Annotated in this window: 10 protein-coding genes; 3 read left to right on the top strand and 7 right to left on the bottom strand. The window is 66.2% G+C overall.

Annotated features, from left to right (window positions below; translation table 11 throughout):
* Nucleotides 1–43: 43 nt before the first annotated feature.
* Nucleotides 44–853, top strand: coding sequence for a DUF2993 domain-containing protein (locus A5773_RS06020; RefSeq protein WP_067789984.1), 810 nt, complete (start codon nucleotides 44–46; stop codon nucleotides 851–853).
* A 7-nt stretch (nucleotides 854–860) separates the two neighbouring features.
* On the opposite strand, the gene deoC is transcribed toward A5773_RS06020, so the two are convergent.
* From deoC to A5773_RS05990, 6 genes are all read right to left on the bottom strand, one after another.
* Complete coding sequence (deoC, locus tag A5773_RS06015) at nucleotides 861–1,538, bottom strand: deoxyribose-phosphate aldolase (RefSeq protein WP_156744743.1); 678 nt, start codon at nucleotides 1,536–1,538, stop codon at nucleotides 861–863.
* Complete coding sequence (locus A5773_RS06010) at nucleotides 1,538–1,951, bottom strand: DUF2599 domain-containing protein (protein WP_067789978.1); 414 nt, start codon at nucleotides 1,949–1,951, stop codon at nucleotides 1,538–1,540. Before A5773_RS06010 ends, deoC begins: the two co-directional genes overlap by 1 nt.
* A gap of 4 nt (nucleotides 1,952–1,955) precedes the next feature.
* Nucleotides 1,956–2,243 (bottom strand): DUF2516 family protein, encoded by a 288-nt coding sequence (locus tag A5773_RS06005; RefSeq protein WP_040621261.1) that lies wholly within the window; start codon nucleotides 2,241–2,243, stop codon nucleotides 1,956–1,958.
* A gap of 77 nt (nucleotides 2,244–2,320) precedes the next feature.
* Nucleotides 2,321–2,926, bottom strand: a complete 606-nt coding sequence (hbhA, locus tag A5773_RS06000) for a heparin-binding hemagglutinin HbhA (RefSeq protein WP_066952171.1) — start codon at nucleotides 2,924–2,926, stop codon at nucleotides 2,321–2,323.
* Between the two features lie 188 nt (nucleotides 2,927–3,114).
* Complete coding sequence (locus A5773_RS05995) at nucleotides 3,115–3,543, bottom strand: helix-turn-helix domain-containing protein (RefSeq protein WP_066952169.1); 429 nt, start codon at nucleotides 3,541–3,543, stop codon at nucleotides 3,115–3,117.
* Between the two features lie 83 nt (nucleotides 3,544–3,626).
* Nucleotides 3,627–5,009 (bottom strand): DUF445 domain-containing protein, encoded by a 1,383-nt coding sequence (locus A5773_RS05990; protein WP_156744741.1) that lies wholly within the window; start codon nucleotides 5,007–5,009, stop codon nucleotides 3,627–3,629.
* Nucleotides 5,010–5,155: 146 nt separating this feature from the next.
* Between A5773_RS05990 and A5773_RS05985 the strand changes: the two genes are divergently transcribed.
* Together A5773_RS05985 and pcaA are read left to right on the top strand one after the other, a co-directional pair.
* A complete protein-coding gene (locus A5773_RS05985; RefSeq protein ID WP_369817324.1) occupies nucleotides 5,156–5,863 on the top strand; it encodes a TetR/AcrR family transcriptional regulator in 708 nt (235 codons plus the stop codon).
* Nucleotides 5,864–6,056: 193 nt separating this feature from the next.
* Entirely contained in the window at nucleotides 6,057–6,926 is an 870-nt protein-coding gene (gene pcaA / locus A5773_RS05980) for a cyclopropane mycolic acid synthase PcaA (protein WP_066952163.1), read from the top strand.
* Between the two features lie 19 nt (nucleotides 6,927–6,945).
* On the opposite strand, the gene A5773_RS05975 is transcribed toward pcaA, so the two are convergent.
* Entirely contained in the window at nucleotides 6,946–7,809 is an 864-nt protein-coding gene (locus A5773_RS05975) for a 3-hydroxybutyryl-CoA dehydrogenase (RefSeq protein WP_067261804.1), read from the bottom strand.
* Between the last annotated feature and the right edge of the window lie 109 nt (nucleotides 7,810–7,918).

Genomic DNA, 7,918 nt, shown 5'->3' with positions numbered 1-7,918 from the left:
CGCACCGTCAGATGTCTATAAGAGACAGCCGCCGCCCCCGCCGATCCCGCCCGCTGGGGCGACCGAGAAGCTGCCCACGCCCGGCGAGGAACCGGCCGCGGGGAAGAAGAAGCGTCGCTTCCTGCGCGACCCGCTCTCCGTGGTGCTGGTCTGCATCATCGTTGTTTGCCTGGTGATCGCCGCGCTGGTCGGGGGGGAGCTGTACGTCCGTCACGTCGCCAACAGCAAGGTCGCCGAGGCGGTGGCGTGCGAGGTCAAGGACCAGGCCACCGCGTCGTTCGGGGTGGCGCCGCTGATGCTGTGGCAGCAGCTCACCAAGCACTACACCAACATCTCGGTGTCGACCGCGGGCAACCAGGTGCGAGACGCCAAGGGCATGAAGATCGACATCAACATCCGCGACGTCCAACTCAGGGACACGCAGGACTCCAAGGGCACCATCGGGTCGCTCGACGCGACCGTCACCTGGACGTCCGACGGCATCAAGGAATCCGTCCAGAACGCGATTCCGGTGCTGGGCCCGTTCGTCACCAACACGGTGACCACGCACCCCAACGACGGCACGATCGAGCTGAAGGGCATGTTGGACAACCTGACCACCAAGCCGGTGGTGTCGGGCACCGGCCTGCAGCTGCAGATCGTCAGCTTCAACGCGCTCGGCTTCACGATGCCGAAGGAGTCGGTGCAGTCGACCCTGGACGACTTCACCTCGCAGTTCACCAAGAACTACCCGCTGGGCATTCACGCGGACAGCGTTCAGGTCACCTCCAGCGGCGTGACGAGCCATTTCTCGACGCGGAACGCGAGCATCCCCACCGGCAACAACAACGACCCCTGCTTCGCCAACCTCTGACGCCGGCTCAGTCGAGTCCGTCGAGCACCGCCCGCGTGCCGGACAGGCCGAGCCGGGTGGCACCGGCGTCCAGCATCGCCAGCGCGGCGGTGGCGTCGCGGATGCCGCCGCTGGCCTTGACGCCCAGCCTGCCGCCGACGGTCTGGCTCATCAGGGCGACCGCGCGCACCGAGGCGCCGCCGGCGGGGTGAAACCCGGTCGAGGTCTTGACGAAGTCGGCGCCGGCGTCCTCGGCCGCGCGACATACCTCCACGAGCAGGCGCTCGTCCGGGCCCGACAACAGCACCGCCGACTCCACGATCACCTTGAGCACGGCGCCGGGGACGGCGGCGCGCACGGCCGCGATATCGGCCCGCACCGCCTCGATATCTCCGGCCAGCGCGGCGCCGATGTCGATGACCATGTCGACCTCGGTGGCGCCGGACGCCACGGCCTGTTCGGCCTCGTGGGCCTTGACCGCCGAAATGTGCTTGCCCGACGGGAAACCCGCCACGCTCGCCACCGCGACGCCCCCGTCGGCTCGCACCGCGGCCGGAACCATCGACGGCGAGACGCACACGGCGAAGACGCCCAATTCGGCGGCCTCCGCGACCAGGGCGGCCACGTCCGCCTCGGTGGCCTCGGGCTTGAGCAGGGTGTGGTCGACCATGGCCGCCAGCTGAGACCGGGTGGGTTTGCTCGGCACTAGAACCTTTCCTCGGGTCCGCCCGGATTGCATCCGGACGTGACCATGTCGGTGTCGTCGACGACCGGGCGCCACGGCTCCAGGTTCCAGCTCTTCTTGCCGGGCTCGGCCAGTTCGGCGAACTGCCAATGACAGATGAACTGCGCACGCATCCCGGCGCTGTCGGCGTCCGGCGACAGCGCCAGCACCTCGGTCCACGCCTCGTCGGCGAGGGCCGCGTTTCCGGACTGCCTGGCGGCCAGCCGCCCCGATGGTGTCGGGAAAACCCGCAGACTGCTCAGGCCGTGCCAATGCGCCCACTCGGTGTGGTCGATGAACGGCGGGGACATCGTGGCCGGGTCCGCTGCGGCGCCGCCCGCTGGGCCCCACAGCGCGACCAGCACCGCGGCGGGCCCCGTCAGCAGGGCGTTCATGCCGCTAGCGCGACTTACCTTGAATTTCAAGAAGTTTCGGCCGCACGTCGACCAGGTACACGCCCGCCGCACATGCGGCGATCGCCATCCCGAGTACCCCGAAAACAAAACTCAGGATGGATGTCAGGGCCACAGCCAGACCGAGGATCACCAGCCACACCGGCTTGGTCAGCTTGTCGGCGGCGGTGTAAGCGTCGGGCCGCTGCAGTGCGGCATGGACGAACGCGTATACCGCCGTTACCAAGACGGCGATCTGCAAGACCAACATGACGGTACCCACGAGGTGGCTCACGCATTAAGCGTATGCGGGCGCCGTCCCAAACGTCGACTCGGAGTTGCCCGAAGACAATTCCGAGTCGACGTCTTGACTTACTTCTGGGTGACCTTCTTGGCGGACGCCTTCTTGGCGGGAGCCTTCTTGGCCGGGGCCTTCTTGGCGGGCGCCTTCTTGGCGACAGCCTTCTGAGCCTTCTTGGCAGTCTCGTCGGACTTCTTGGGCAGCTCGATGCCGACCAGCTTGGCCGCGCGCTCGCCGACCGCGCGGGTCTGCGATGCGACGGTGCCGAGCGCCTCCTGGGTCAGCTCGACGGCCTGGTCCACGTAGCCCTCGGCGCGCGCGGAGGCGTCGTCCAGGCCCGTCTGGCTGCGCAGGCGCTGCAGGGCGGCCTCGCCCCGCTCGACCAGCTCGTTGTAGCGGTTGGTCGCCGCGTCCAGGTAGCCCTCGGCAGCCTTGCGCAGTTCCTCGCTGGTGAACCGCTCGCGCAGCTCGTCCAGCTGCTCGGGCAGGTCCTCCTGCAGCCGGGTCAACCGGGCGCGGCTCTCCTCGACCCGGGTGCGGGTGTCGGCGCGGGTCTCCTCGGCGCGCTCACGCAGGCTCGCGATCAAGTCATTGACAGTGGCCAGGGCCAGGTCGGCCGCGCCCAGGGCCGCGAGCAGGGGTGCCCGCAAATCTTCGATGTTCGAATTGTCCGCCATGGTTATTCCTTTCATGGTTTTCCGTTATTGGCGTTCTTGGGTATTGGTTGTGAAAGCTAAGGCGAGCGTCTCCTTCTCCGCTGGCGACCACCGGATTCACGCCCCTGGGTAACCCGTGCGGTCGGTGGCTGATACATCACCACCCGCTAGCGTGACGCGGAAGTCCCGACGGCCGGAAGGGCCATTGATCACTCGTCGCCGTTGGGTTCGGTGGAACACTCCTCGTCGGTTGATTCGATTGATTCGTTTTGTTGGGTGAACGATGCGTAGACGTCGAGCAGAACCTGCTTCTGGCGCTCGGTAATCGCGGTATCGGTGATGATGGCGTCGCGCACTTGACTTTTGTCGCTGGGCTCGAGGATCCCGGCCCGCACATAAAGGACCTCGGCGGAAACTCGCAGCGCCTTCGCGATTTGATTGAGCACGTCGGCGGACGGCTTACGCAACCCACGCTCCACCTGGCTCAGATACGGATTGCTGACCCCGGATTTCTCGGCGAGTTGGCGCACGGAGACCTGCGCGAGTTCGCGCTGGGTGCGGATGAAGCTACCGATGTCCGAGGCCATGTCGGAGGCGGCGTTGGACACCTTGGCGGAGAGCTTCTCCTCGGGTGCCATGGCGTGCTCCTGGTCGGCTGATCGATGGGGACGGCCACCAGATTACTACAAGTGCTTGCATTTGCAAGCACTTGTTAGCACTACTAGAAAAATAGTTGGGCGACGGCGTAGATCACCAGACCGGCCAAGGAACCGACCACGGTTCCGTTGATCCGGATGAACTGCAGATCACGACCCACGTGCAGCTCGATGCGGCGGCTGGCCTCCTCGGCGTCCCAGCGCTCGATGGTGTCGGTGATGATGGCGGTGATCTCCACGCCGTACTGCGAAACCAGGTGCTGGGCCGCCCGCACGATCCAGTTGTCCACCTTGTCGCGCAGGTCGGCGTCGTCGCGCAGCGATTCCCCGATGCGTACGACGGTGTCGGTGATGCGGGTGCGCAGCGTGCTGGAGGGGTCGTCCACGCCCTCGAGCACCAGGCGCTTTAGCGTCTTCCAGGCGGTGGCGGCGGCGTTGGCGATCTCGTCGCGCGCCATCAGCTGCTCCTTGATCGCATCTGCGCGCGCGATGGTGTCTGCGTCGTTTTGCAGGTCGTCGGCGAATTCGAACAGAAAGCGGGTCGCCGACCGGCGCAGCTCGTGGTCGGGATTGCGGCGCACCTTGTCGGTGAAGTCCATCAGCTCGCGGTGGATGCGGTCCCCGACCAGGTGGTCGATGAAGCGTGGCGACCACGTCGGCGAGTCACGCTCGACCACCCGCTGGATCACCTCGCCGGCGTTCAGCGACCATTGGAAGGCCCGATCGGCCAACAACTGGATCAGCGCCTCCTGCCGATTCTCGGCCAGCAGCGTCGCCAACACCCGCCCGACCGGCGGCCCCCACTGCGGTTCGGCGATGCGGCGCACGATCATCCGGTCGATCACCTGCTGGACGTCGTCGTCGCGCAGTAGCTCCACCAGCACCCGCAGCACCGTGGCGGTCTCGCTGGCCACGCGCTCGGCGTGCGCGGCCTCCGACAGCCACTTGCCGAGCCGTCCGGGCACCTCGGCGTCCCGCAGCTTGGTCTCCACCACCGGCGGCGACAAGAAGTTCTCCCGCACGAAGGTTCCCAGCCCCTCGCCGAGCTGATCCTTCTTGCGCTTGATGATCGCGGTGTGCGGGATGGGGATACCGAGCGGATGCCTGAACAGCGCCGTCACCGCGAACCAGTCGGCCAGCGCGCCCACCATCCCGGCCTCCGCGGCGGCGCCGACGTAGCCGACCCAGGCACCCAGGTGGGCGTGGGCCTGGGCCCACCGGCAGGCGAGGAACAGGCCGGTGGCGCCGATCAGGAAGCCCAGCGCCACCGCCTTCATCCGGCGCAGCGCCACCCGGCGCTCCGCATCGGCCTGCGGATCGGCACCCGCGAACGATTCGGCCAACGACGCGTGCGGTCGCCCGGTTCCGGTCAACGGCGTCGTCGAGTCCGGCCCCGCGGCTCGGGGGCCCGGCGCTGCGCCTCGAGGCGAGGCTCTGTGTACCACCACTCCATCATTCATCGTCGCGGCCGATTGGTGTGACGGCACTGTTCGGGGAGGCGCAGCGGGGCGCGGCCACAGTCCGGAACAGGCGCGCACACCGTAGTATCGAGGTCGTCTAGATGAATGGGAAATAGGCGACAGTGACAGAGCAAATGTTGGCTGTGACGGCCAAGACGGACGGTCGCAAGCGGCGCTGGCATCAACACAAGGTGGAGCGGCGCAACGAGTTGGTAGACGGGACGATCGACGCGATCCGGCGGCGCGGCGGCACATTGAGCATGGACGAGATTGCCGCGGAGATCGGCGTCTCCAAGACGGTGTTGTATCGCTACTTCGTCGACAAGAACGACCTGACGACCGCCGTCATGATGCGGTTCACCCAAACCACCCTGATTCCAAATATGGCGTCGGCGCTGACATCCAATCTCGACGGCTTCGACCTGACCCGGGAGGTCATCCGGGTGTACGTCGAAACCGTCGCGAACGAACCCGAGCCGTATCGCTTTGTGATGTCCAACAGCTCGGCCAGCAAGAGCAAGGTGATCGCCGACTCCGAGCGGATCATCGCCCGCATGCTGGCGGTGCTGATGCGCCGCCGCATGCAACAGGCGGGGATGGACACCCGCGGCGCGGAACCGTGGGCCTACCTGATCGTCGGTGGCGTGCAGCTGGCCACTCACTCGTGGATGTCGGATCCGCGGATGAGTCGCGACGAGTTGATCGACTACCTGACGATGCTGAGCTGGAACGCGCTGAAGGGCATCGTCGAGGTGGGCGGATCGCTGGAGAAGTTCCGCGAAGAGCCCCATCCTTCCCCCATCGTGCCGCCCCGCGGGCGTGAGGATGAGGCCCCGCTCTAGGCGCCTTCCGGACCGGAGCGGCCGACCGTCTTTTGTCTTTTCCAGGCGTCTCGTGTGACGCTTATGACTCGCTCGGCCGGACGACTCGCATAGCCGCAGCGACTAACATGCAGGGATGCATGGGGGGTGACGCGAGGGTGCGTCGTGCTGGTCAGCCGCCCCTGGTTCCGCATAATGAAAGGCTCTTCTCGACATGTCCGTGCAGCTCACGCCGCATTTTGGAAACGTGCAAGCCCACTACGACCTGTCCGATGACTTCTTCCGGCTGTTCCTGGACCCTACCCAGACGTACAGCTGCGCCTACTTCGAGCGTGACGACATGACGCTGGAAGAGGCGCAGCTCGCCAAGATCGACCTGGCGCTGGGCAAGCTGAATCTCGAGCCGGGGATGACGTTGCTGGACATCGGCTGCGGCTGGGGCGCCACCATGCGGCGGGCGATCGAGAAGTACGACGTCAACGTCGTGGGCCTGACGTTGTCGGAGAATCAGGCCAAGCACGTGCAAGCCATGTTCGACGAGCTAGACACCCCCCGCACCCGGCGGGTCCTGCTGGAGGGGTGGGAGAAGTTTCACGAGCCCGTCGACCGCATCGTCTCCATCGGCGCCTTCGAACACTTCGGCCGCCAGCGCTACGGCCGCTTCTTCAAGATGGCGTATCAGGCGCTGCCCTCCGATGGAGCGATGTTGCTGCACACCATCGTTCGCCCGTCCTTCAAGGACGCGCGGGCGCGTGGCATGACTTTGACCCACGAGATCGTTCACTTCTCGCAGTTCATCCTGACCGAGATCTTCCCGGGGGGCTGGCTGCCGACACCGCAGACCGTCGGCGAGTACGCGGTCACCGCGGGCTTCGAACTGACCCGGGTGCACTCGCTGCAGCTGCATTACGCGAGGACGCTGGAGACGTGGGCGGCCGCGCTGGCGGCCAATCGCGAGGAGGCCGTCACCATCCAGTCCAAAGAGGTCTACGACCGGTACATGAAGTACCTGACCGGCTGCGCGAAGCTGTTCCGCCAGGGCTACACCGACGTCGACCAGTTCACCCTGGAGAAGAAGAAGTAGCCCAGAGTCGGCTCAGCCGTCAGTACGTGTAGAAGCCCTGGCCGGTCTTCTTGCCGAGCCGGCCCGCCTCCACCATGCGCAGCAACAGCGGCGGTGGGCCGTACTGCGGTTCCTTGAATTCCTCGAACATCTTGTCCGCGATCAGTTTCAGGGTGTCCAGGCCAACCAGGTCGGACAGCCGCAGCGGGCCCATCGGGTGCGACAGCCCGGCGACAACCGCTTTGTCGACGTCCTCGATGGTGGCAAATCCGGCCTCCACCATGCGAATTGCCGACAACAGGTAGGGAACCAACAGCGCGTTCACGACAAAGCCGGACCGGTCGGAGCAGCGCACCACCTGCTTGCCCAGGACCGCGCTCGCGAACTCCTCGGTGCGCGCGGCGGCGGCTTCGTCGGTGACCAACGTGCTGACCAACTCGACCAGCGGCAGCACCGGCACGGGGTTGAAAAAGTGCAGGCCCAGCACTCGCTGCGGGTTCTTGGTCGCGGCGGCGATCTTCATGATCGGGATGCTGGACGTGTTGGATGCCAGCACCGCGTCGGGATCGCTGATGGCGCGGTCGAGTTCGGCGAAGATGTCCGCCTTGACGGCCTCGTCCTCGACGATCGCCTCGATGACCAGCTGGCGGTCGGCGAGGTCCTTCAGATCGGTGGTGAAGGTGAGCTTGCTCAGCGCGCGGTCACGCTCGCGCTCGGTGACCTTGCCCGCGCTTACGCCGCGCTCCAGCGACTTGACGATGCGGTTGCGTCCGGCGGTGATCAGTGCCTCGGTGGTTTCGAACACCGTCACGTCGACACCGGCGCGGACCGAGACTTCGGCAATGCCGGATCCCATCTGGCCGGCCCCGACAACCCCTACCCGTTGAATCGCTGCGTCGCTCACTGTCGTCTCTTTCGGTTTCGTATCGTCTTGCACCGCAATAGGCCCCGCCCAGGATCGCTGGGCGGGGCCAATGCTACTTCACGGTGAACAGGGGCAGATTCGCACAATC

The sequence above is a fragment of the Mycobacterium sp. 852014-52450_SCH5900713 genome (genome assembly GCF_001667075.1).
GTDB lineage: Bacteria > Actinomycetota > Actinomycetes > Mycobacteriales > Mycobacteriaceae > Mycobacterium.
Note: the sequence above shows the minus strand (reverse complement) of the source record. Positions and strands in the feature narration are given on the sequence as shown.